Source organism: Bradyrhizobium diazoefficiens USDA 110, assembly GCF_000011365.1.
GTDB lineage: Bacteria > Pseudomonadota > Alphaproteobacteria > Rhizobiales > Xanthobacteraceae > Bradyrhizobium > Bradyrhizobium diazoefficiens.
This window is the reverse complement of the sequence record NC_004463.1, coordinates 1,535,001-1,556,855: the sequence shown is the minus strand read 5'-3', so window position 1 is coordinate 1,556,855 and position 21,855 is coordinate 1,535,001. Positions and strand designations below refer to the sequence as shown.

18 protein-coding genes are annotated in these 21,855 nt (G+C 64.8%); 9 read left to right on the top strand and 9 right to left on the bottom strand.

What is annotated here, in order from left to right:
• Window positions 1-2: 2 nt before the first annotated feature.
• The 3 genes from BJA_RS07285 to BJA_RS07275 all read right to left on the bottom strand — a co-directional run bounded on the left by BJA_RS07285 (window position 3) and on the right by BJA_RS07275 (window position 4,585).
• The gene (locus tag BJA_RS07285) at window positions 3-1,889 is read right to left on the bottom strand and encodes an extracellular solute-binding protein (RefSeq protein ID WP_028173514.1); all 1,887 of its coding nucleotides are present in this window, start codon (window positions 1,887-1,889) and stop codon (window positions 3-5) included.
• A gap of 14 nt (window positions 1,890-1,903) precedes the next feature.
• Window positions 1,904-3,820 (bottom strand): extracellular solute-binding protein, encoded by a 1,917-nt coding sequence (locus BJA_RS07280; protein ID WP_011084241.1) that lies wholly within the window; start codon window positions 3,818-3,820, stop codon window positions 1,904-1,906.
• A gap of 210 nt (window positions 3,821-4,030) precedes the next feature.
• Complete coding sequence (locus BJA_RS07275; protein ID WP_011084240.1) at window positions 4,031-4,585, bottom strand: c-type cytochrome; 555 nt, start codon at window positions 4,583-4,585, stop codon at window positions 4,031-4,033.
• Between the two features lie 220 nt (window positions 4,586-4,805).
• Here BJA_RS07275 and BJA_RS07270 point away from each other — a divergent pair, with 220 nt between their 5' ends.
• Together BJA_RS07270 and BJA_RS07265 are read left to right on the top strand one after the other, a co-directional pair.
• Window positions 4,806-5,546: a 3-deoxy-manno-octulosonate cytidylyltransferase gene (locus tag BJA_RS07270; protein WP_011084239.1), complete on the top strand. Its 741-nt coding sequence runs from the start codon at window positions 4,806-4,808 to the stop codon at window positions 5,544-5,546.
• Between the two features lie 21 nt (window positions 5,547-5,567).
• Window positions 5,568-6,428 carry a prephenate dehydratase gene (locus BJA_RS07265; RefSeq protein WP_011084238.1) on the top strand — a complete coding sequence of 287 codons (861 nt, stop codon included), beginning with the start codon at window positions 5,568-5,570 and terminating at the stop codon, window positions 6,426-6,428.
• Between the two features lie 91 nt (window positions 6,429-6,519).
• Here the strand turns inward: BJA_RS07265 and BJA_RS07260 are convergent, their stop codons facing one another.
• On the bottom strand, window positions 6,520-7,533 hold the full coding sequence (locus BJA_RS07260) for an LLM class flavin-dependent oxidoreductase (RefSeq protein WP_011084237.1): 1,014 nt from the start codon (window positions 7,531-7,533) through the stop codon (window positions 6,520-6,522).
• A 384-nt stretch (window positions 7,534-7,917) separates the two neighbouring features.
• Between BJA_RS07260 and metF the strand changes: the two genes are divergently transcribed.
• The 5 genes from metF (at window position 7,918) to BJA_RS07240 (ending at window position 15,444) form a co-directional block, all read left to right on the top strand.
• On the top strand, window positions 7,918-8,829 hold the full coding sequence (metF, locus tag BJA_RS07255; protein WP_028173518.1) for a methylenetetrahydrofolate reductase [NAD(P)H]: 912 nt from the start codon (window positions 7,918-7,920) through the stop codon (window positions 8,827-8,829).
• 6 nt (window positions 8,830-8,835) lie between these two features.
• The gene (metH, locus tag BJA_RS07250; RefSeq protein ID WP_011084235.1) at window positions 8,836-12,693 is read left to right on the top strand and encodes a methionine synthase; all 3,858 of its coding nucleotides are present in this window, start codon (window positions 8,836-8,838) and stop codon (window positions 12,691-12,693) included.
• A gap of 504 nt (window positions 12,694-13,197) precedes the next feature.
• Entirely contained in the window at window positions 13,198-13,329 is a 132-nt protein-coding gene (locus tag BJA_RS43565) for a hypothetical protein (protein WP_277996652.1), read from the top strand.
• 56 nt (window positions 13,330-13,385) lie between these two features.
• Window positions 13,386-14,078 carry a hypothetical protein gene (locus tag BJA_RS07245; protein ID WP_244423869.1) on the top strand — a complete coding sequence of 231 codons (693 nt, stop codon included), beginning with the start codon at window positions 13,386-13,388 and terminating at the stop codon, window positions 14,076-14,078.
• Window positions 14,079-14,436: 358 nt separating this feature from the next.
• Complete coding sequence (locus BJA_RS07240) at window positions 14,437-15,444, top strand: DUF3592 domain-containing protein (protein ID WP_011084233.1); 1,008 nt, start codon at window positions 14,437-14,439, stop codon at window positions 15,442-15,444.
• A gap of 16 nt (window positions 15,445-15,460) precedes the next feature.
• On the opposite strand, the gene BJA_RS07235 is transcribed toward BJA_RS07240, so the two are convergent.
• Complete coding sequence (locus BJA_RS07235) at window positions 15,461-16,090, bottom strand: glutathione S-transferase family protein (RefSeq protein ID WP_011084232.1); 630 nt, start codon at window positions 16,088-16,090, stop codon at window positions 15,461-15,463.
• Window positions 16,091-16,221: 131 nt separating this feature from the next.
• Window positions 16,222-16,524: an ArsR/SmtB family transcription factor gene (locus BJA_RS07230; RefSeq protein ID WP_011084231.1), complete on the bottom strand. Its 303-nt coding sequence runs from the start codon at window positions 16,522-16,524 to the stop codon at window positions 16,222-16,224.
• 27 nt (window positions 16,525-16,551) lie between these two features.
• Here BJA_RS07230 and BJA_RS07225 point away from each other — a divergent pair, with 27 nt between their 5' ends.
• On the top strand, window positions 16,552-17,535 hold the full coding sequence (locus BJA_RS07225; protein WP_011084230.1) for a threonine/serine dehydratase: 984 nt from the start codon (window positions 16,552-16,554) through the stop codon (window positions 17,533-17,535).
• A 16-nt stretch (window positions 17,536-17,551) separates the two neighbouring features.
• Window positions 17,552-17,977 (top strand): DUF6636 domain-containing protein, encoded by a 426-nt coding sequence (locus tag BJA_RS07220; protein WP_011084229.1) that lies wholly within the window; start codon window positions 17,552-17,554, stop codon window positions 17,975-17,977.
• Between the two features lie 437 nt (window positions 17,978-18,414).
• Here BJA_RS07220 and BJA_RS07215 read toward each other — a convergent pair whose 3' ends face one another.
• The 3 genes from BJA_RS07215 to BJA_RS07205 form a co-directional block, all read right to left on the bottom strand.
• A complete protein-coding gene (locus BJA_RS07215; RefSeq protein WP_011084228.1) occupies window positions 18,415-19,008 on the bottom strand; it encodes a GNAT family N-acetyltransferase in 594 nt (197 codons plus the stop codon).
• Window positions 19,009-19,250: 242 nt separating this feature from the next.
• Window positions 19,251-20,753, bottom strand: a complete 1,503-nt coding sequence (gene glpK, locus BJA_RS07210) for a glycerol kinase GlpK (protein WP_011084227.1) — start codon at window positions 20,751-20,753, stop codon at window positions 19,251-19,253.
• A gap of 251 nt (window positions 20,754-21,004) precedes the next feature.
• Complete coding sequence (locus BJA_RS07205; RefSeq protein WP_063921388.1) at window positions 21,005-21,778, bottom strand: SDR family NAD(P)-dependent oxidoreductase; 774 nt, start codon at window positions 21,776-21,778, stop codon at window positions 21,005-21,007.
• Window positions 21,779-21,855 lie beyond the last annotated feature (77 nt).

Sequence of the window (21,855 nt, the reverse complement as noted above, 5' to 3'; positions counted from 1 at the left end):
GATTATTTCGCCTGCTCGAGCTTGGCCGCCTTGGCGCGGTCGGACCACCAGATATCGGGAGCGCCTACGCCATTTGCGTAACGCGGCAGCTTCTGCGGATGACCGAATAGATCCCAATAAGCGAGCCGGTGCGTCTTGTTATACCACTGCGGCACCCAATAGCGGCCGGCGCGAAACAGCCGATCGAAGGCCCGGCAAGCGATCGTCAAGTCCTCGCGGTTGTCGGCCGCCATGATCTTCTCGATCATGGCGTCGATGGCCGGGCTGGCAACGCCGGCGAGATTGTACGAGCCCCTGGTGTTCGCAACCTGCGATGAGAAGAACGCACGCATGGCATCGCCCGGCGTCGCCGACATGCTGAAACGCTGGATCGTCATGTCGAAGTCGAAATCTTCCTGGCGCGCCTTGTGTTGCACGGCATCGACGAGGCGCACGCTCGCTTCGATGCCGAGCGTGCCCAGGTTCTTGATGTAGGGCGCATGGTGCGGCTGGAAGGAGGGCTCGTCCAGCAGGAACTCGATCCTGAACACGTCGCCGTTCGGCAGCACCCGTTTGCCGTCCTTGATCGGCACGCCGGCCTCGCTCAGCAGTTGCTGCGCCTTGCGCAACAGGCTTCGATCCTGCCCGGAGCCGTCCGAGACCGGCGGCGTGAACGGTGCTGCGAACACTTCATCGGGAACCTGACCGCGAAACGGCTCCAGCAGCTTCAGTTCTTCCGGCGAAGGCGCGCTGTCTCCCGCCATGAGATCGGAGTTCTGGAACGGCGATACCGTACGGGCATAAGCGCCGTACATGATGGTCTTGTTGGTCCATTCGAAGTCGAAGGCATTGATCAGGGCCTCGCGCACGCGCGGGTCTTTGAACTTCTCGCGCCGCGTGTTGATGAACCAGCCTTGCGCGCCGGACGGCGTGTCGTCGGGTACGGTTTCGAGCTTGACGCGATTATCTTTCACGGCCGGAAAGTCATAGCGTGTCGCCCAGATGCGGGAGGTGAACTCTTCGCGGTAAAGATAACTCTTGCCGGTAAAGCCCTCGAAGGCGACATCGCGATCGCGATAGAACTCATAGCGCACGACGTCGAAATTGTAGCTGCCGCGGCAAACCGGCAGATCGGCGGCCCACCAGTCCTTCACCCGCTCGTATTCGATGTAACGATTGACCTCGAACCTGCCGACCTTGTACGGACCCGAGCCCAGCGGAATCTCCAGCGACGTTTCGTCGAACGGGCGGGACGCATAGTACGCCTTCGAGAAGATCGGCAGGCTCGCGACATAGAGCGGCACGTCGCGCGCGCGTCCCTTGGCAAAGGTGACGACCAGCGTCGCGTCGTCGATCGCCTCCGCGCTGACCATGTCACGCATCTGCACGATGATCAGCGGATGGCCCTTGGTCTTCAGCGCCGTCAGCGAAAACGCCGCATCATGAGCAGTGAGCTTGGTGCCGTCGTGGAATTTCGCCTCGGGCCGCATCGTGAAGCGATAGACCAGCCTGTCCGGCGATATCCGCACGGATTTGGCGGCAAGGCCGTACATCGCGTCCGGCTCGTCGTTGGCGCGCACCATCAGCGGCACGAACGTCATGTCCATGCCTTGCGCGCCGTCGCCCTTCAGGATGAAGGCGTTGAGCGAGTTGAAGGTCTGATAGGACTGGTTGTACGCCTTCACCGACGGGATGAGCGAGAACGTGCCGCCCTTCGGCGCGTCCAGATTGACGTAGTCGAAATGACGGAAGCCGGCGGGATATTTGAGATCGCCGAATGCCGAAATGCCGTGCGCCTCGGTCCCCGCCTCCGAAGCACGCGCGCCGCGCAGCAGCGGTGCGCCAAGGGATGCACCGAGGGCGCCGCCGGCACCCAAAACAAGCACATGGCGGCGTGACATCTGCGTCATGCGGGAAATGTCCTTCACGACTTCTTTGCGATCCGCGCCGCCTTGTCTGCGTCGTACCACCAGATGAACGGGAAGCCGGACTGACCGTATCTGGGCAATTCCGACGGCCGGCCGAAGCGGTCCCAGCGCGCGGTGCGCACCTTCGTATAGGTCCACTGCGGCACGACATAGTGATTCCACAGCAGCACGCGATCGAGCGCCTTGGTCGCTGCGGCGAGATCGTCGCGATCCCTGGCGTAGATCACCCGCTCGATCAGCTTGTCGATCGCCGGATTCTTGATGCCGGCAATGTTGCGCGAACCGGCGATGTCGGCCGTCTTGGACGACCAGAATTCGCGCTGCTCGTTGCCCGGCGACTGCGACTCGCCCCACGAGTTGGTGACGATGTCGAAATCCCACTCGCGTGTCCTGTTCTCGTACTGGGTGGGATCGACCGTCCGCACGCTGACGGCGATGCCGAGCCGCTCCAGCGACGGCTTGTAGAACAGCGTGATCCGCTCGAAGCTCGGATCGGAATTCAGCAATTCCACGGAGAACTGTGTGCCGGTCTTGACGTCGATCAGCTTGCGGTCGCGCACCTCATAGCCGGCCTCCTTGAACAGGCGCAGCGCCTCGCGCAGATTGTCGCGAACGGCTTCCGGACTGCCGCCAACCGGATTGGTGTAGGCCGTCGTGAAGACTTCGGGCGGGACCTCGGAGCGGACGGTTTCGAGGATCTCGAGCTCCTTGCCCTGCGGCAAGCCGGTCGCCATGAGATCTTCGATGCCGTCGAAATAGCTGCTGATGCGCTTGTACTGACCGTAGAATATCTGCTTGTTCATCTCCTCGAAATCGAACGCGTAGTTGAGCGCACGGCGCACGCGGGGATCGCTGAACTTGGCGCGGCGCAGGTTCGGCACGAAGGCCTGCATCACGCCCGAGCTGCGATTTGCGAACTCCTCGAGGATCACGCGCTTTTCGGTGACGGCCGGGAAGTCGTAGGCAGTCGCCCAGTTCTTGGCGCTGTTCTCGGTGCGCCAATCCACCTGGTCAGCCTTGAAAGCCTCGATCGCGACGGTGGCGTCGCGGAAATACTCGTAGCGCAGCTCGTCGAAATTGTTGCGGCCGACATTGGCGGGCAGGTCGCGGCCCCAATAGTCCTTAACGCGCTCGAGCGCGATCGATCGTCCGGCAACGAATTCCTTGACCCTGTAGGGGCCGGAGCCAAGCGGCACTTCGAGCGTGGTGGCAGAAACATCGCGCTTGCGGCCCTGCGCGTCCGTTCCCTCCCACCAGTGCTTCGGCAGGACCGTGAGCTGCCCGACAATCTGCGGCAGCTCGCGATTGCCCGGCGCGTCGAACACGAATTTGACCTCGCGCTCGCCGACCTTTTCGGCCTTCACCACATGACTGTAGTACGCCGAGTACATCGGATGGTGCTTCTTGAAGGAATCGAGCGAGAAGATCACGTCATCCGCGGTCACCGGCTTGCCGTCATGCCATTTGGCTTGTGACCGCAACCGATAGGTGACGAAAGAGAAATCGTCCGGGTGGCTGACGGCTTCGGCCAGCGCGCCGTATTCGGTCGAGACTTCGTCGAGCGCGGGCGTCAGCAGGGATTCGTAGATGAATGCGACGGCTCCGGAAACCTGGCCCTTCACACCGGAGACGACGATGTTGAAATTGTCGAACGTGCCGACCGCGATCTGGCGCGCGACCCCGCCCTTGGGCGCTTCCGGATTGACGTAGTCGAAGCGCTTGAAGTCGGCGGGGTACTTGACCTTTCCGAACAGCGACAACGCATGGCGCCAAGGGAACGCGCTTGAAGCCGCTTCTCCGGCAGATTGCGCCGCGGCCGTGCCGATGACGGGAACGCCCGCGACGGAACCGAGGGCGGGGAGCGCTACAGCCGCAGTGCCGGTGAGCAGGAGATCGCGTCGGGTAATGGCCAAATCAACATTCCTGTCTTGAAGGAGGCTACTCCTTTAAGTTCCCAATATAGGCGAGGTTTCGACGGAATATGTTGCTTTTTCCTCATCTTGGTAGTCCGCCGCGCCATTCGCTGCGGCCAAACGCCCCGATAACGACCTCGCGAGGCCCGGATAAGGAAACGGCCAGGCTTTTCAGCCTGGCCGCATATTCCAAGACGGGTTTTTAAGGCCTTACTTCGACGCCGTCGGCAGCGGCTTGGGATGCTCCGACAGCGAATTCAGATAGGCGATGACATCGGCGCGCTCGGAATCCTTGGGAATGCCGGCGAAGCCCATCGCGGTGCCCGGGATGAAGCCCTTCGGATTGGCGATGAACTTGTTGAGGTCGTCGAACGTCCAGGTGCCGCCCTTGCCCTTCATGGCCGCCGAGAAGTTGAAGCCATTGCGGCCCTCGCCCCGTGCCTCGCCGACGACGCCATAGAGGTTCGGACCGACGCGATTCGGACCGCCCTTCTCGAAGGTGTGGCAGGCGCCGCACTTCTTGGCGGCGGCAGCGCCCTTCTCGACCGAGGCGGTCTGGAGCAACTTCTCAATGGGTTCGGAAGCCGCAGCGGCGGCGCCGCCTTCCTTGCCGTGGCCGGCGTCTTCCTTCACGGCGATCTCGAAGCCCGGCTTTTCCGGCATCTTGGGCGAGAACAGCGCATTCGCGGTGAAGCTCGTGACCAGCAGGATGAGACAGGTGCCGAGCACGGCACCGAGAATCTTATTCAGTTCGAAAGAGTCCATTTCCGGCCAGGCCCCACACCGCTGAGAAGGATTGAGCGGCCGGGCGGCCGCCAGGACGAGCCCCGGGAGAATCACACGTTCCTTGTCTTTCCCCCGAGTTTTGCCATTGAGATATCGGTTTGCCCGGGGTCTGGCAACCCGTATAAGCGACCCGGCTTTGAACCCGTCCCCACCCCATTTCTCGGCGCGGAAAACGCCCCGTTTCCAGGCTCTTGACCCGATGACCGATCCCCGCATCCTGGTGCTGATCCCGGCCCGCATGGCCGCCACCCGCCTGCCCGGCAAGCCGCTCGCCGATATCGCGGGCCTGCCGATGATCGTGCATGTGCTGCGCCGTGCGGAAGCCGCCGGCATCGGCCGGGTCGCTGTGGCTACCGACACGCCGGAGATCGCGGCCGTCGTAGCAGCCCATGGCGGCGAGGCCGTGATGACCCGCACCACACACCCCTCCGGCTCGGACCGCATCCACGAGGCCATGCAGAAGCTCGATCCCGAGGGCAAGGCCGAGATCGTGATCAATCTCCAGGGCGATTTCCCGACGATCACGCCGCAGACCATCCGCGAGGTGCTGCCGCCCTTTGCCGACCCCGCGGTCGACATCGTGACCCTGGCCTCGCAGATCCACACCGAGGAGGAGGACCTCGCGCCGAGCGTCGTGAAGGCCGTCGGCTCGCCGATCGGGCCGCGGCGGCTGCGGGCACTATATTTCACCCGCGCCACGGCCCCTTACGGCAACGGACCGCGTTACCACCACATCGGCCTTTACGCCTACCGCCGCGCTGCGCTGGAGCGGTTCGTGTCGCTGCCGCCTTCGCCCCTAGAACTTCAGGAAAGCCTGGAACAACTCCGGGCGGTGGAGGCCGGCATGCGCATCGACATCATGATCGTCGACAGCGTGCCCCGCGGCGTCGACACACCGCCCGATCTCGAAACCGCCCGCAGCATCCTTTCCAAATCCTGAGCCGCTGCTACAAGGCCGATCATGAGCAAGCTGAAAATCGCATTCCAGGGCGAGCCTGGGGCCAATTCCCACATCGCCATTGTCGAGGCCTATCCCGACGCCGAGCCGATGCCCTGCGCCACCTTCGAGGACGCCCTGTCGGCAATCTCGTCGGGCGAAGCCGATCTCGGCATGATCCCGATCGAGAACTCGGTCGCCGGCCGCGTCGCCGACATCCATCACCTCCTGCCGGCCTCCGGCCTCTTCATCATCGGCGAATGGTTCTTGCCGGTCCGGCATCAGCTGATGGCGGTGAAGGGGGCCAAGATCTCCGACATCAAGTCCGTCGAGAGCCATGTCCACGCGCTCGGCCAGTGCCGGCGCATCATCCGCAAGCTCGGCATCAAGCCGATCGTGCACGCCGACACCGCCGGCAGCGCACGCGACATCTCCGAGCGCAAGGACAAGACGGTCGCCGCGATCGCCTCGCGTCTGGCCGCAAAGATCTACGGCCTCGACATCCTCGCCGAGGATATCGAGGACGAGGCCCACAACACCACGCGCTTCGTGGTGCTGGCGCGTGAGCCGAAATGGGCCGCGCAAGGGTCGGGCCCGCTGGTCACCACGTTTGTCTTCCGGGTGCGCAACTTGCCGGCCGCGCTCTACAAGGCGCTCGGCGGCTTTGCCACCAACGGCGTTAACATGACCAAGCTCGAGAGCTACATGGTCGACGGCAATTTCTTCGCCACGCAGTTTTATGCCGACGTCGACGGCCACCCCGAAGACAAGGGCCTCGCCTTCGCGATCGAGGAGCTGAAATTCTTCTCGCGCGAATTCCGCATCGTCGGCGTGTATCCGGGGCACCCGTTCCGCGCGACGTTCAGCGAGACGCAGCAGGATTGATGCCGTCGTTCCGGGGCACGCAAAGCGTGAACCCGGAACCTCGAGATTCCGGGTTCGATGCTTCGCATCGCCCCGGAATGACGGTGAGTGCTTACGCCGCCTTCGCCAATCCGAACGCCGCCGCCAGCAGCGAATACGACTTCTTTCGCGCCTCGTGGTCGTACACCGCCGTGATCACCATCAATTCGTCCGGCTTGCTGGAATCGATCAGCGGCTGGAGCTTCTTCTGCACGGTCGCAGGGCTGCCGACGAATAAGCGCGAGCGGTTGCGGGCGATCGAGATGCGCTCGGCGTCGGAGTAGGGATAGGCCAGCGCCTCCTCGACGCTCGGCAGCGGCAGATACTGGCCGCGGTCGCGGCGGAGGCGATTGAGGTCGAAGGATGTCGCGAGCTTTTCAGCTTCCTCGTCGGTCTCCGCCGCGATGACGGCGACGGCAAGGATCGCGTGCGGCGTGGCGCGCCAGGCCGAGGGCTGGAAGCGGTTGCGGTAATGCACCATCGCATCGATCGCATCATGGGACGCAAAATGATGCGCGAAGGCGAAGCCCATGCCGACTTGCGCGGCAAGCTCCGACGAATAATCGCTGGAGCCGAGCAGCCAGATCGGCGGCAGCTTGGTGTCGTCGGGCATCGCGACGACGTTGTTGTAGGGGTGCCCTGACGGAAATTCTCTCGTCTCCCACAAGATCAGTTCGTGCAGCCGCTCCAGAAAATCGTCGCCCTCGCGGCGATCGAGCCGGCTGCGCAGCGCGTAGGCCGTGGCACCATCGGTACCGGGCGCGCGGCCGAGGCCCAGGTCGATGCGGCCGGGAAACAGCGCCTCCAGCATCTTGAAGCGCTCGGCCACCACCAGCGGCGCGTGGTTGGGCAGCATTACCCCGCCGGAGCCGACGCGGATCTGCTTCGTCACCGCCGCGATCTGCCCGATCATCACGTCGGGCGCCGGGCTCGCGACGGAGGCGAGGTTGTGATGCTCGGCGAGCCAGTAGCGGACATAGCCGAGCCCATCGACATGCTTCGCCAGATCGATGCTGTTGCGCAGCGCCGCGGCGGGTTTTGTGCCTGTGGTGACGACGGAGAGGTCAAGGACTGAGAGCGGGATCATGGCGCGTTAACGTAGTGGAGGGCTGCGCGGCGGCAATGGGCAGACAGCGCAGGTCTGGCGTGTGCGGACCGCGAGCCGATACGCCCCGCCAAACGAAGCGTTGGGACAGACGACATTGGCGTGACGGCGAATTCCATCCTGCCCATCGCGACGATCAACCATCTGACTACCGCAATTCGAGATATATTATTGATTTTACATAGTTTATTGAATTGACGCACTTCCCACAATTCATTCCGAAGGCACAAAAATTCAACCCACCTCGGGCCAAGTGGGCCATTTCCCATCCCCGATGGGCTGTCGAGTGCGGCCGCGTTGGCTTATCTTAGCGGCTCCTGATCTAGACCTGACCGCAGGCCGCGAAGACCCGGAGTGAGTGGTGCCATGACTGATCTGACGAAGCCTGCGACAGCCGACGGGCACCTGAAGCGGCCTGCGATCTCCTTCGAGTTCTTTCCGCCCAAGACCGAGGAGATGGAGCGCAATCTCTGGGAGACCATCAACCGGCTCGCCCCGCTCGACCCGAAATTCGTCTCGGTGACCTATGGCGCCGGCGGCTCGACCCGCGAGCGCACCCATTCGACCATCGCCCGCATCCTCAAGGAGACCGCGCTGCTGCCGGCCGCGCACCTGACCTGCGTCGGCGCCTCGCGCGGCGAGATCGACGAGATCGTCGACCGGTATCACGAGGTCGGCGTCCGCCACATCGTCGGCTTGCGCGGCGATCCGCCCGGCGGCATCGGCACGCCCTATTCCAGCCATCCCGACGGTTACCAGAGCTCCGCGGACCTCGTCGCGGGCATCAAGAAGCGGCACGGCGACATCGAAGTGTCGGTGTCCGCCTATCCCGAGAAGCACCCCGAAGCGCGCGATTTCGACGCCGACATCGACACGCTCAAGGCCAAGGTCGATGCCGGCGCGACCCGCGCGATCACGCAGGTATTTTTCGATAACGACCTCTACTTCCGTTATCTCGACCGTGTCCGCGCCCGCGGGATCAACATCCCCGTCGTGCCGGGCATCATGCCCATGCACAATTTCAAGCAGGCGAGAGCCTTCGTCACGCGCGCCGGGACATCCGTGCCGGACTGGCTCGCGGAGAAATTCGAGGGCCTGGACGACGACGCCGAGACCCGCAAGCTGGTGGCCGCGACAGTTGCCGCCGGCCAGGTGCAGAAGCTGGCGAAGCACGGCGTCGACACCTTCCATTTCTACACCATGAACCGCGCCGATCTCGTGTTCGCGATCAGCCATTTGCTCGGCATTCGCGCCAAGAGCGCGCAGAAGGCGGCGTAAGACAACATGACCGTACCCACCTCTCCCAAGCGAACTGCCCTGCTCAACGCCGCGCACGAGCGTATTCTTGTGCTCGACGGCGCCATGGGCACGATGATCCAGAACCTCCAGCTCGACGAGGCCGCCTTCCGCGGCGAGCGCTTCAAGAACTTCCACCGCGACCTGCGCGGCAACAACGATTTGCTGATCCTGACCCAGCCGCAGGCGATCGAGGACATCCACGCCGCGTACCTTCGCGCCGGCGCCGACATCGTCGCGACCAACACCTTCTCCACCACGTCGATCGCGCAGGCCGATTACGACCTCACCGACATCGTCTACGAGATGGCGCGCGAAGGCGCCCGCCTCGCCGGCAATGCGGCACGGCGCGTCGAAGCCGAGGACGGCAAGCCGCGCTTTGTCGCCGGCGCCATTGGACCTACCAACCGCACCGCCTCGATCTCGCCCGACGTGTCCAATCCGGGCTACCGCGCCGTCACTTTCGACGATCTGCGCAAATCCTATGGCGAGCAGATCAACGGCATGCTCGACGGCGGCGTCGACCTGCTGCTGGTCGAGACCATCTTCGACACGCTGAACGCCAAGGCGGCGCTCTATGCGATCGCCGAGATCACGGAGGCACGCGGCATCGACGTGCCCGTGATGGTGTCGGGCACCATCACCGACAAATCCGGCCGCCTGCTCTCGGGCCAGATGCCGGAAGCGTTCTGGAATTCGGTGCGGCACGCAAAACCCGTCACCATCGGCTTCAATTGCGCGCTCGGCGCCGAAGACCTGCGCGCGCATATCGCCGATATCGGCCGCGTCGCCGATACGCTGGTCTGCGCTTACCCCAATGCCGGCCTGCCCAACGAGTTCGGCCAGTATGACGAGACGCCGGAATACATGGCGCGCCTGGTCGGCGAGTTCGCGCGCGACGGCCTCGTCAACATCGTCGGCGGCTGCTGCGGCACCACGCCGGACCATATTGCCGCAATCGCCGCGGCCGTTGCACCGCACAAGCCGCGCATCGTGCCGGAGATCGAGCCTCGCTTGAGGCTCTCCGGTCTCGAGCCCTTCATCCTGACGGACGCCATTCCCTTCGTGAATGTCGGCGAGCGCACCAACGTCACGGGCTCCGCACGCTTTCGCAAACTGATCACCGCCGGCGACTACACGGCCGCGCTGCAAGTCGCACGCGACCAGGTCGAGAACGGCGCGCAGATCATCGACGTCAACATGGACGAGGGCCTGCTCGACTCCGAAGCGGCGATGGTGACGTTCCTCAACCTCGTCGCCGCCGAGCCCGACATCGCCCGCGTCCCCGTGATGGTCGACAGCTCGAAATTCTCGGTGATCGAGGCCGGCCTGAAATGCGTGCAGGGCAAGCCGGTCGTCAACTCGATCTCGATGAAGGAAGGCGAGGAGAAGTTCATCCACGAGGCCAAGATCGCCCGCCGTCATGGCGCGGCTGTCGTGGTCATGGCGTTCGACGAGGTCGGCCAGGCCGATACGTTCGCGCGCAAGACCGAGATCTGCAAGCGCGCCTACGACATCCTGGTGAACCGCGTCGGCTTCCCGCCCGAGGACATCATCTTCGATCCGAACATCTTCGCGATCGCGACCGGTATCGAGGAGCACAACAATTACGGCGTCGACTTCATCGAGGCGACGCGCTGGATCCGGCAGAACCTGCCCGGCGCGCACATTTCTGGCGGTGTGTCCAACCTCTCGTTCTCGTTCCGCGGCAACGAGCCGGTGCGCGAGGCCATGCACTCGGTGTTCCTGTATCACGCCATCAAGGCCGGCATGGACATGGGCATCGTCAATGCCGGGCAGATGATCGTCTATGACGACATCGATCCCGAGCTGCGCCAGGTGTGCGAGGACGTCATCCTCAATCGCGACCCGGGCGCGTCGGAGCGGCTGCTGGCGCTCGCGGAAAAATTCCGCGGCAACAAGACCCAGACCAAGGAAGCCGACCTCGCCTGGCGCGAATGGCCGGTGGCGAAGCGGCTGTCGCATTCGCTGGTGCACGGCATCACCGAATTCATCGAAGTGGATACCGAGGAAGCCCGCAAGGCGTCGTCGCGTCCGCTCGACGTCATCGAAGGCCCGCTGATGGCCGGCATGAACGTGGTCGGCGACCTCTTCGGCGACGGCAAGATGTTCCTGCCGCAGGTGGTGAAATCCGCGCGCGTCATGAAGCAGGCGGTGGCCTGGCTGATGCCGTTCATGGAGGAAGAGAAGGCGCGCAACCTTGCCAACGGCATCGGCACCGAAGGCTCCTCGTCGGCCGGCAAGATCGTGCTCGCCACCGTCAAGGGCGACGTCCACGACATCGGCAAGAACATCGTCGGCATCGTGCTCCAGTGCAACAATTTCGAGGTCATCGACCTCGGCGTGATGGTGCCCGCCGCCAGGATCGTCGAGACCGTGAAGGCGGAGAAGGCCGACATCGTCGGCCTGTCCGGCCTGATCACGCCCTCGCTCGACGAGATGGCGTTCTTCGCCGGCGAATTGCAGCGTGAGGGCTTGAAGCTGCCGCTGCTGATCGGCGGCGCCACCACGAGCCGCGTGCATACCGCGGTCAAGATCGACCCGAGCTACCGCGCCGGTCCCGTCGTGCACGTCAACGACGCCAGCCGCGCCGTCGGCGTCGCCTCCGCGCTGCTCTCGCCGGAGAAGCGCGTGGCCTATGCCGCCGAGGTGCGCGCCGAATACGCAAAAATCTCCGACGCGCATCTGCGCGCGCAGGCCGACAAGAAGCGGCTGAAGCTGGCAGACGCCCGCAAGAACCGAGTGCCGGTCGATTTTGCCGCGAACAAGCCGGTGAAGCCGACCTTCCTCGGCACCAAGAGCTTTGACGCATACGATCTCGCCGAGCTCGTGCCCTATATCGACTGGACGCCGTTCTTCCAGACCTGGGAGCTCGCCGGGCGCTTCCCCGCGATCCTCGACGACGCCAAGGTCGGCGAGGTCGCGCGTTCGCTCTATGACGACGCGCGCAAGATGCTCGACCTGATCGTCAAGGAGAAATGGTTCCGGGCGCGCGCCACCGTCGGCTTCTGGCCGGCGAACGCGGTCGGCGACGACATCGCGCTGTACGCCGACGAGAGCCGGACCAAGCAGATCGCCACGCTGCACACGCTGCGCCAGCAGCTCGAAAAGCGCGAGGGCCGTTTCAACGCGGCGCTCGCCGACTTCATCGCGCCGGTTGACACGGGCGTGCCCGACTACGTCGGCGGCTTCGTCGTCACCGCCGGGATCGGCGAGGACGCGGTCGCCGACCGCTTCAAGATGGCGAACGACGACTACTCCTCGATCCTGTGCAAGGCGCTGGCCGATCGCCTCGCCGAGGCCTTTGCCGAACGCATGCACGCGCGCGTGCGCCGCGAGTTCTGGGCCTATGCGCCGGACGAGGCGCTCTCCTGCGACGATCTGATCCTGGAAAAATACCAGGGCATCCGTCCCGCGCCGGGCTATCCCGCGCAGCCCGATCACACCGAGAAGGCGACGCTGTTCGAGCTGCTCGATGCCGAGGCCACGGCCGGCGTGAAGCTGACCGAGAGCTTTGCGATGTGGCCGGGCTCCTCTGTGTCCGGGCTCTATTTCGCGAACCCCGCGAGCTATTATTTCGGCGTCGGCAAGATCGAGCGCGATCAGGTCGAAGACTACGCCGCGCGCAAGGGCATGAGCATCACGGAGGCCGAGCGCTGGCTCGCGCCGGTGCTGAACTACATCCCGGCGCGAGAGGGGACCGACAAGGCCTTCGCGGCGACGCCGGCGAACGACGAGACGTCAAAGGACCTCGCCTCGCATCCGCCGGGCTGCACTTGCGCGGTGCACCTCGTCTGGCAGAAGAAGCGCGCGGGGGCGGGATAGACCCGCCTCTAAATCAAAAATGCGAAAACAACCCCATGCACAGTAGGGATGGGGTTGAAAGGCCTGAGGAATTTCGGTCTTACCGAAGCGGCTTGCGACGTCGGGCAAAACACCAGTAATATGCGATCATCGTCCACCGTGACTGTCGTCGTCGGTTGGAAGCGCGCACCACACCTTCGGTGTCGTCCTGGCGGAAGCCAGGACCCATACCGCGTGATCCATCGGCGGATATCGCTAGCAATACCGAACAACGAATCTTCGCCAAACTGCTCCCTGGGGTAATGGGTCCTGGCTTTCGCCAGGACGACATTGGGGAGCCTACATGTAGCGCCAACCGCTGCACGAATTCTTGAACGCGGTGCCCCTTGGCAGCGCTCCGCCTCAACGGCCCACGCATCAACGGAACCCGCCGCGTGTGAACTCGTTCACTTGTCCGCTCAACCTTGATTCGCTAATCTATCGGCCCACTACCTTCAAACCGACGGTTTGCTTGGGATCGAACATATGAAGCAGTTCATTGCACTGTTCGTCGCCGCGATCGCCCTTGTCGTCCTGCCCACGATTGCCGCGGCGGACTGTCCGAAAGGCTACGTGCCATGCGGCGAACGAAGTCAGTTGTGCTGCCCGGGAAAATAGCCAGCCGCAAATGGCTTTGGCTTGGTAGCGGGGTATTTGTCGCGATCGGCCTGGTGATGGTCGCAGTCTTCGTCGGAATCCCGCGCAAGAAGCAGACGATCACGGCCATCCTCTCCGAGACCGGATATTTCGAGGTGGTGCCGCCGAGCACGTTCGGCGGTCCCGGCACGATCAACACGATCGAGTATCTGAGCAACGGCCGGCTGGAACTGCATCCGACCTGCGATGTCGACCCTGCGCTCCTGGCCAGCAAGATCCAGAAATCACGGACCGTCGACCGGGACTTGAAGCAAACGCTCGAGAAGAAACTCGACGTCTCGGCCGAGGTGAGGGAGAAGCTGTCGGCTGTCGCCGGGATGCAGCAGGTCGAAGCGGTCAACCTCAAGCTCGAGAACGCCAACATCCTGCTGATTTCCGACGAGTCGCTGATCTCGGCCCGGAACGCATTGCTGAAGGCGGAATGCGAGGACGCGGTGGCCCAGAACGTGTCGAGTGGCGGCGTCGTGTGCCAGACGCGGTCCGTTCTGGAGGCCGATGTCGTCTACGAGATCAAATATCACAACAAGATCTCGATGGAGGAGAAGGCCAAGCTGACATCCGAGATCGCAGCGAAACTCGACCTGGACGTCCATCAGGGCGCGGACGACAAGGTGTCCGGCTCTCAATTGTTCTTCGGCATAAGACTGTCGCCCAATCCGATCGTCCTGAACACCGCGGCTGGCGAGATCAAGCCCTGTTCGCGGAAATAAGGCCTGCGTTCCGCGCTTCATCCCCTCGGCGGCAGGGCAATCGCATTTAAGGCCGTTGCGCTGCGGCTCATCCTTCGAGACGCCCGCCTTTGGCGGGCCCTCAGGATGAGGACGGAGTGCGCGGCAGCAATTTCGACCGGCAAAGATGCCGCTCAGCCTCATCCTGAGGAGACCGCTGGAAGCGGTCGTCTCGAAGGACGAGGCGTGCGCTCAGGCCCCCGCCAGGAAGTCACATGGGATAGTCCTGCCTTCGGCGGCAGCAGCGATTGCACGATCTCCCGAAAAGGCGGCAGCGCTGTGAACGCGACGCGCGCTCGCCGCGACCAATGGCGATCGCCGCCACAGAGCAGGGAATCGGATGCTGGACGCCCAACAATTGATGTGGACGCAGATTGCGGCCGGCATCTCGGTGCTGCTGTTTGGATTGATGCTGTTCAATCTGGTCCGCATGCGGGGCCGGATGCAGGCCGCGCGGAGCTGGGACAAGGTGGAGGGCATCATCACGGTCTCGAGGGTCGATCAGCCGGCGACGCACGCCTCGGATGATCGGAACGACGCCAAGCCTGTCATCCGCTATCGCTATCAGGCCGGCGGCCAGGAGCTGGAAAGCGACAAGGTCTTTGTCGGCGGCCCCGCCATCACGACGAGGGTACTGGCCGCAAAACTGATCGGACGATATCCGGTCGGCGCGCATGTCGACGTCCATGTCGATCCGAAGCAACCGACCGAGGCGTTGCTCGAACCTGCTGCCGCGCAGAACGTCGCGGCACTGGTGGCGTTCACAATCGTGTTCGGCTTCATTGCCACCACCCTCACCGCGCATTCGCTCGCGGGTCACGTGCTCTACACAAACAACGGCGTTCCGCTGTTCGCGTTCGCGTTGCCGATCATCGTGCTCGTAGGCGGCGTGTTCTGCGTCGCAGAGTATGTCCGGACGCGCCGGCTGGCGAGCGCCAGCCTGCGCTGGCCGACCGCGGCTGGCAGGGTCACCCGTTGCGACGTGATCGAGGAAATCATCGAGGAGAAGAGCGACGACGACGACAAGTCGCGGTCCAGCAAGCTCCAGCACCGCTATCAGGTCGACCTGCGCTACGCCTACAGGGTCGACAAGCGCGACTTCATCGGCACCGAGGTCGATTGGGGCGGCACCATGATCTCCGGGCTGCGCGAGGTCGCCGAAAAGGCCGCAGCGAAATATCGTCCCGGGCAGAACGTCAAAGTTTATTACGATCCGGAACGACCGGGACATGCGGTGCTGGAGCCTGCGAGCCGGGAGGGCGCGCTGGGGCCGCTCATCGGTGCCGCGGTCTGCGCGGTCGTCGGAGGTCTTTTCCTGACAATCCTGATCAAGGTCGGGTTCGCATAGAGGCGCTTGATGCGGCTCACCCCTTCGGCGGTGCCAACGGCTGCACGATCTCCTGGAATGGCGTCAGCGCCTCGCAGCGCTCGGCATGCGCCGCGAGCGCCGGATAGCGCGCCGCGTCGAACAATTGCGGATGCGCCTCGCGGGCAAAGCGCACGACGCAGGCCACCGCGATATCGGCGTGGCCAATGCGGTCGCCCAGCCAGTATGGCGTCGTCACCTTGGCGCGCTCGGCGTCCAGCACGCCGAGCACGTCGCCGATCTGCGCCTGGCAGCGCTCGACCCACAGCGCAAGCTGCTCCTTCCGCAGCACGCGCTCATAGAGCAGGCTCACCGCCTTGTCGCCGAGACCGGAAGCGAGCGCGCAGATGCGCAGGTGCTGTCGTCGCTCGGCGCCGCTGCGCGGCAGCATCGCCTTGCCCTCGCCGACCAGCTCATCGAGATATTCGAGGATGATCGCGCTCTCGATCAGCGCCTCGCCGTCGTCGAGCACCAGCGTCGGGACGCGGCGCAGCGGATTATAGGGCGCGATCTTGTCGGCATCGCCGAAGGTGGACCACGGCCTGTGCTCGAAGGAGAGCCCGTAAAGCCGTAGCGCAATCGCGACGCGGCGGACGAAGGGGGAGTCGTATTGGCCGATCAGGAACATGGTTCGCGCTCACTCGTTGGAACACGGCAGGGCCGGTCAGTTTCCACGACAAGATCGGCTCGGCGCAAGAAAGAAGATGGAAATGGAGCATTGCGTCGGGTGCAACGTCGCCTGCAGCAACATCTGCGCGATCAAAGGCCGTCCTGGATCGAGCGCTTGATGGCGGCGATCGCGGTTTCGTTGCGCCTGTACATCGTCCACTGCTTGATCCGCTTGGCGCGCACCAGCTTTGCGGCGGTCAGGACCCGCATGTGCTCGCTCAGGGTCGGCGCGCTGACACCGAGCTTCTCTGCGATCAGCAATCCGCAGACGCCGTCATCGACCAGATCGCCATCGGCCTGCTCGCGAAAATGCTTCCGCGGATCCCGCAACCAGTCCAGGATCTGCAGGCGGCGCTCGTTGGCCAGCGCGCGCAGGGCGACAGTGACTTTCATTTAGCCATTTTGCTAATTACCTAATTGATGTCAACTCTCCGATGCGCTATAGGGAACGGCATCATGACAGCGACAATGGACATCACGCGGGAGCGGATTGCGGCGACCGAGGTCGTCATTCGTCCGCACATAAGGCGCACGCCACTCGTTATGGCCGATCTTGCCGATTTCGGCCTGCCGGCGGCACCCATCACGTTCAAGCTCGAGATGCTGCAGCATTCCGGATCCTTCAAGGCGCGGGGCGCTTTTGCCAACCTGCTGCTGCGGCCGGTGCCGGAGGCGGGCGTGGTCGCCGCATCCGGCGGCAATCACGGGGCGGCGGTCGCCTACGCGGCGCAGCGGCTCGGCATCCCCGCCACGATCTTCGTGCCCGACATCACCTCGCCAGCCAAGGCCGAGCGGATCAAGGGGAATGGTGCGAAACTCGTGATCGCGGGCAGCCGCTACGCCGATGCGCTCGCCGCGAGCGAAGCGCATGTCGCACGGACCGGTGCGATGGCCGTTCACGCCTACGACCAGGCCGAAACCCTGCTCGGCCAGGGCAGCGTCGCCCTGGAGCTGGAGCAGGACGCGCCCGGCATCGATACGCTGCTGGTGGCGGTCGGCGGCGGCGGCCTGATCGGCGGCATCGCGGCGTGGTACGCTGGCAGGACGCGTGTTGTTGCGATCGAGCCGGAGCAGTCACCGACCCTGCACGCCGCTATCGCGGCGGGAGCACCGGTCGATGCGCCGGCCGGCGGCCTCGCCGCCGACAGCCTCGCGCCGCGGCGCGTCGGTGAATTGATGTTCCCGATCGCGCAGGCCCATGTCGAGCGGGTCGTTCTGGTCAGCGACGAGGCGATCCGGCAGGCGCAGGCAGCGCTGTGGTCGAGCCTGCGTCTCGTGGCCGAGCCCGGCGGCGCAGCCGCATTTGCCGCGCTACTGTCCGGCCGCTATCGTCCCTCACCCGGCGAACGCGTCGCAGTGCTGCTCTGCGGCGCCAACACCACGGCGGTGAAGTTCGACGGCTAGTCTCAAGCGGGATTGCATGATCGGGCTCCGCGCCGTCGTCCTGGCATCGACCCTGCTTCTGTTGATCGGAGCCGGCGCCGCAAGCGCCGAGGACCGCCCGATCGGCTTTCTGGCGCCGTCGAAAAACATCGTCTGCCAGTTCTTCATCGACAACGGACAAGGCGTGCTCCGCTGCGACATCCTGAACATGGAGACGCGCCCGCGCCGGCCCGCTGACTGCGATCTCGATTACGGCCACGCCTTCGAGATGAGCGCGAAGGGCAACGCGGAGCGCATCTGCGCTGGCGACACGGTGATGGACCCATCGCTGCCGGTGCTCGCCTATGGCGAAGTGTGGCGGCGGGCGGGGTTCACGTGCCGCTCGGAGCAGGCGGGGCTGACCTGCTTCAACGCCATGCAGCACGGGTTCTCGCTGGCAAGGGGGAAGCAGGAGTTGTTTTGACGAGCCGTAGCCCGCATGGAGCGGAGCGGAATGCGGGGAAACCGCCCCGGATTTCGCTGCGTTCCATCGGGCTACGAATTCGCGGCTTGCCGTCATTCCGGGGCGCGCGGAGCGCGAACCCGGAATCCATCGTGCACCGTCTCATGCGGACAAAATGGATTCCGGGCTCGCGCCAAGTGGCGCGCCCCGGAATGACGGCGAGGAGCGAGGCGTAGCGCGCATGGAGCGGAATGCGGGGACATCGTCTGGGATTACGCTTGGCTCCGTCGGGGCTACGGCGCCATCACGCGTTGATGTGCCGATTCGAAGAGCGAGGGCGGCGCCCACACTCCGTCATTGCGAGCGCAGCGAAGCAATCCAGGATCTTTCCGCGGAAACAGCCTGGATTGCTTCGTCGCAAGGGCTCCTCGCAATGACGGTGGGGCGGCAGCCTCGCACTATTCGATAATCGGCACGTGCTTCGCCGCCATCCGCGGCGCCGTGCCATCGAGACGTGGATCATCGGCGATCTGGATCTGGCGGCGGAAGGGACGGAAGCCGGAGCGCTGATAGAATTCGACGGCGGAGGGATGGTCGAAGGTGCAGGTGTGCACCCAGACGCGGTGCAGCTCGCGCGACCAGGCCAGCTCCAGTGCGCGGTTCATCAGGAAGCGGGCGGCGCCCGTCCCGATCAGGCCGGCGGTGACGCCGAAATAGACCAGCTCGCACTGGCCGGCCTCGCGGAAATCCAGCTCCAGCAGGCCCTCGTCGCGGCCGTCCGCGACCAGGGCGTAGACCTCGACGCCCGGCGCGTGGATGATTGCGGCGAGCTCGGCATCATTCATGCGCGGCCGCGAGAACCACAGCCAATCCTCACCGACGCGGCGGAAGAGGTCGCGATACCAATGAAGCGCGGGCGCGTCGGCCTTGCGCAGGGTCCAGGCGCCGGGCGGATCGTCACGGCGCGCAGGAGGTGCGGTCATCTCAAGATGCGTGACGACGGCGGCGATCTTGCCGGCGGGGATGTCGGAATAGCCGTCGGGGAGGATCATTCGTGCTTGTTCCGATTCATCGCGAGAGGCTCCAGAGCGGCGCTACACACTCCATTGTCGTCCCGGACAAGCGTAAGCGCAGATCCGGGCCCCATAACCACGACTGTTCGTGGCGCGAAGACGCCCACTCCGAGCTTTCGCAAAACTTCTCCCTGCGGGTATGGGTCCCGGCCTTCGCCGGGACGACCATAGTGTTGGGGCCGCGTTCCTTCTCCGCACTTTCATCGCGGCTTTAGGCGCGCTCACGCCCCCTCGTCGCTCGCCAGCACGCCCTTCACCGCTCGCGCCCAGCCCGCGAGCTTCCGCTCGCGCGTTGCCTCGCTCATGTTCGGCTTGAAGCGGTGCTCGAGGCGCCAGTTGTCGGCGAATTTGGTCGGCTCGGGATAGACGCCCGCATTGAGGCCGGCGAGATAGGCGGCGCCGAGCGCAGTCGTTTCCTGAATCACAGGGCGATCGACCGGCGCGTCGAGGAGATCGGCGAGGCGCTGCATGGTCCAGTCCGACGCGGTCATGCCGCCGTCAACGCGCAGCACGACGCTGGCGGTTTCCGAGCTCGGCCAGTCGGCGCGCATCGCGGCCCAGAGGTCGAAGGTCTGGTAGCAGACGCTTTCCAGCGCGGCATGGGCGAGCTCGGCAGGTCCCGTGTTGCGGGTGAGGCCGAACAGCGCGCCGCGCACGCGCGGATTCCAGTAGGGCGCGCCCATGCCGACGAAGGCGGGGACCAGATAGACGCTCTGCATGGAGTCGGACTGATCAGCAAGAGGTCCGGTCTCGGCGGCGTGCTTGATGATGCCGAGGCCGTCGCGCAGCCACTGCACCGCGCTGCCGGCGACGAAGATCGAGCCTTCGAGCGCATAGGTACGTTTGCCGTCGAGCTGGTAGGCGACGGTGGTGAGCAGCTTGTTCTTCGACACCACGGGCGTGGTGCCGGTGTTGAGCAGCGCGAAGCAGCCGGTGCCGTAGGTGGACTTCATCATGCCCGGGCGGAAGCAAGCCTGGCCGATGGTCGCGGCCTGCTGGTCGCCGGCGATGCCGGAGATCGCGATCGCGCCGCCGAACAGGTCGGGCACGCTCTCACCGAAACGGGCGGACGAATCCTTCACCTCGGGCAGCATCGAGCGCGGCACGCCGATGATCTCGAGCAGTTCGTCGTCCCACTGGCCGGTGTGGATGTTGAACAGCAGCGTGCGCGAGGCGTTGGTGGCGTCGGTGGCGTGGACCTTGCCGCCGGTGAGGCGCCAGAGCAAATAGCAGTCGACGGTGCCGAACATCAGCTCGCCGCGCGCGGCGCGGGCACGCGCGCCGGGCACGTGGTCGAGGATCCAGGCGACCTTGGTGCCGGAGAAATAGGGATCGATGATCAGGCCGGTCTTCTCGGAGATCACAGGCTCGCGGCCGTCGGCCTTGAGTTTCGCGCAGATGTCGGCGGTGCGGCGGTCCTGCCAGACGATGGCGCGGTGCACGGCCTGCCCAGTGGCGCGGTCCCACACCACGGTGGTCTCGCGCTGGTTGGTGATGCCGATCGCGGCGATATCCTTCGCGCTGATGCCGGCCTGCGCGATCGCATCGCGGCAGACCATCACGGTCGAGGTCCAGATGTCCTCCGGCTCGTGCTCGACCCAGCCCGAGGCCGGAAAATGCTGCGGAAACTCGGCTTGCGCACGCGCAGCAATCGAGATGTCGCTGCGGAACACGATCGCGCGCGAGGAGGTGGTGCCCTGGTCGATGGCGAGGACGAAAGACATGGTAGCTACCTTGGCGTTTTCCCTGAGGGGTCGTTGTGTCGCGCCAAAGGGAGCGGATTGGAGGCGGAAGGTCAAGATTGGATGAGCGCGCCGACAAACTCCTTCGTCGTCCCGGCGCAGGCCGGGACCCATACCCCCAGGGAGAAGTTGCGGAGCTAGCCGGTAACCACGAGTCTTCACCAAGCGCCTCCCCGTGGTTATCGGACCCGGCCTGCGCCGGGACGACTCGGGGAGATACGTCGCGAAAATTCCTACACCGCCGCGGTGGTGACGCCGCCGTCGATGACGATGGTCTGGCCGGTCATGAAGCTCGACGCGTCGGAGGCGAGGTAGGCCACGGCACCTGCGATCTCGTCGGGCTCGCCGATGCGGCGCAGCGGCGTGGTGGCGGTGCGGCGCTTCAGCAGGGCTTCGTCTTCCCACAGCGCGCGGGCGAAGTCGGTCTTGACGAGGCCGGGCGCGATGCAGTTGACGCGGACGCCTTTCGGGCCCCATTCGCCGGCGAGCGAGCGGCACAGCGCAAAGTCGGCGGCTTTCGAGATGCCGTAGGCACCGATCACGGTGGAGCCGCGCAGGCCGCCGATCGAGGAGATGATGATCACCGAGCCGTTGCCCCGCTCGGCCATCTGCGGGATCGCAAGCGCGGAGAGCCAGATGTTGCTCTTCACGTTCGAGCCCATGATCTTGTCGAAGGCCTCGTCGGTGATGTCGAGCAACGGGCCGTAATACGGGTTCACCGCGGCGTTGCAGACGAGGATGTCGATCTTGCCGTAATGCGTGGTTGCGCCCGCGATCAGCGCCTCGACCTCGGCCTTGCGCGCGATGTTGCAGGGGATGACGATGGCGTCACCGCCGGCCGCGTTGATGCCGTCGGCGACCTCCTTGCAGGCATCAGCCTTGCGCGAGGAGACCACGACCTTGGCCCCTAACCTGGCCAGCAGCTCTGCCGAGGAACGGCCGATGCCGCGGCTCGAGCCGGTGACGATTGCGACCTTTCCGGTGAGATCGAACGGGGTGTTTTTCATTGTGCCTCCCAGCCTCCGCCTGTTCATTCACATCGCCCGGCCGGGGCCGGGCGATGTGACAGCGGTGAGTGTGGCCG